General features: G+C 71.1%; 2 pseudogenes. Both read right to left on the bottom strand.

Going from position 1 to position 1816, the window contains the following annotated elements:
* A pseudogene (locus FV223_RS26590) lies at positions 1 to 1222 on the bottom strand (transcription-repair coupling factor); the annotation flags it as partial.
* 408 nt (positions 1223 to 1630) lie between these two features.
* Positions 1631 to 1816: pseudogene (locus FV223_RS26585) on the bottom strand (ubiquinone biosynthesis protein UbiH); the annotation flags it as partial.

Here is a 1816-nt window from a genome sequence, read left to right as displayed (position 1 = left end):
CGCCGCAATCGATGGCCGGGCCGCCGGCCCCGCCCTCGGGCACCGCGAACGGCGTCAGCCGGGCGACGGAGCAGGCCGCGATCCGGTCGCGCAGCTCGTTCTGGGTCAAGTAGAGGGCGCGCGGCGGCAGCGGCTTGTAGGGCGCGACGCCCGATTGCGGGGTCTTGCGCGCGCCTTCGCGAGCCTGGAAGTAGTCCTGGATCAGGGCCAGCCGCTCGGCGGCCGCATCCTCGATCTGCGGCTCGAACACCATCGGCACCCCGGCGACGTAGTCGAACAGGGTGTCGAGGGATTCGTAGAACAGCGGCATCCAGTGCTCGAGGCCGGCATAGCGCCGGCCCTCGCTCACGGTCTCGTAGAGGCGGTCGTCGCGGGTCGCGGCCCCGAAATTGGCGACGTAGCCCTGGCGGAAGCGCCGGATGGTCTCGGTGGTGAGCTGGACCTCGCTCATCGGCACGAGATCGAGGGAGCGGAGCTGGCCGACGGTGCGCTGCGTCTCCGGATCGAAGGCGCGGATCGATTCCAGCGTGTCGCCGAAGAAGTCGAGGCGGATCGGGTTCGGGAGCCCCGGCGGCGACAGGTCGAGGATGCCGCCGCGCACGGCGTACTCGCCGGTGTCGCGCACCGTCCCGGTGCGCAGGAAGCCGTTGGCCTCGACCCAGGCCACGACCTTGTCCATCGAGACGACGTTGCCGATCGCGACGGAGAAGGTCTCGACGGCGATGCGCTTCATCGGCGGAACGCGCTGGATCAGGGCGTTGACCGTGGTGCAGACGATGCGGGGCGCGGCCTCCGAGGAGCGCGTGCGCGTCAGCCGCGAGAACGCGGTCATGCGCTGCGCCGCCGTGGCGCCGTTGGGCGAGACCCGGTCGTAGGGCTGGCAATCCCAGGCCGGCACGCTCATCGCCTCGATCTCGGGCGCGACGAACTTCAGGGCGTTGACGAAGGCCGCCGAGCGCCCGGAATCGCGGGCGACGTGGACCAGCACCGCCGGCCCCTCGAAGCCGGCGCTCAGGGCGCGCGCGAGGTCGGCCACCACCAGGGCGTCGAACCCGTCCGGGACGCCGGCCAGCGTCGGGCTCTCGCCGCGCGCGAATGCGTCGCGGATCCGCGCCAGCGGCCCGGACTTGGGAAGCGCGAAGCGCGCCGTCTGAACCTTCGGCGCGGGGACCGGGGGCGCGGGCGTCTTGGATGCGGACGTCTTGGATGCGGGCTTGGCCATCGGGTGTCTGTTCGTCGTCGAATCGGGCGGGCAGGCGATGCCCGGGGGCGGGACGTGGGGCCCGCGAGACGGGATGTATAGACCGGAAGGCAGGGTGTCAGGAGGCGGCGATCCGACGATGCGGCGCCCCGACCCGGGCCGCCATGGTCCGACCGGACGAATGCATGGGATGAGCTTTTCGAGGCAACCTACTCGAAATCAGCGATTTTCGATCGTTTTTTCCCGATGCGGACCCGTCGGCTCTTGCGCCGACAGGTCCGGCACGGAGCGGCTCGGGTGGGTGCTCCGCATGCCGGTGTCGCAGGGGCGGATTGCAGGAGGGACGCGCACCCGATTTTCGCGCCGAAACGCTTGATGCCCAACGCGAGCCGATAGGGACAACCCACACGCCGAAAAGAGTTTTTCCGTTCAGCGCGCGGCCCGCATCTGCTCGGGTGCGCCGAGCCGCGGCAGGACGCCCTCGCGCATCACGGCGCGGCGCAAGGGCCCGATCGCGCTCATCGCCAGCAGGCCGAAGCCGCGCAGCGCGTCGACGGGCACGAGGTCGGCGAGCAGGCTCCGGTTAAGCGTGTCGACCGCCGCGGATCGCAGCGC

The sequence above is a fragment of the Methylobacterium sp. WL116 genome (assembly GCF_008039455.1).
Lineage (GTDB): Bacteria > Pseudomonadota > Alphaproteobacteria > Rhizobiales > Beijerinckiaceae > Methylobacterium.
The sequence above is the reverse complement of the archived record's forward strand: the minus strand, read 5'-3'. Positions and strand labels throughout refer to the sequence as shown.